This is a genomic window from Bradyrhizobium yuanmingense (assembly GCF_029167105.1).
Taxonomy (GTDB): Bacteria; Pseudomonadota; Alphaproteobacteria; order Rhizobiales; family Xanthobacteraceae; genus Bradyrhizobium; species Bradyrhizobium yuanmingense_A.
In genome coordinates this window covers 1-431 of record NZ_JARFML010000135.1, presented here as the reverse complement: position 1 = coordinate 431, position 431 = coordinate 1, and the positions used below count along the sequence as shown (strand labels likewise).

Below are 431 nucleotides of genomic sequence, written 5' to 3'. Positions count from 1 at the left end.
GCGCTGCAGTCGTCAGATATCACTCTGTTGGCCCCCGCAGAATTACAGCAGGTCGCCTGGGGTGAAAATGAAACCTTCCTGACGTTGAAAGATGGCAGCATGTTAACGGCGCGTCTGGTGATTGGCGCGGACGGCGCTAATTCCTGGTTGCGCAACAAAGCCGATATTCCGCTGACTTTCTGGGATTATCAGCATCACGCGCTGGTGGCGACCATTCGCACGGAAGAACCGCATGATGCGGTGGCGCGACAGGTTTTTCATGGCGAAGGCATTCTGGCCTTTTTGCCGCTTAGCGATCCGCATCTTTGCTCGATTGTCTGGTCACTGTCGCCAGAGGAAGCGCAGCGGATGCAGCAGGCAGGCGAAGACGAATTTAATCGCGCGTTAAATATCGCTTTTGATAATCGCCTGGGCTTATGCAAGGTTGAAAG

Annotated in this window: 1 protein-coding gene; it reads left to right on the top strand. The window is 54.3% G+C overall.

The window, feature by feature from the left end:
• Positions 1-431, top strand: a 431-nt coding sequence (locus P0R31_RS40805) for an FAD-dependent monooxygenase (RefSeq protein ID WP_275521264.1), incomplete at both ends; no start/stop codon positions are given.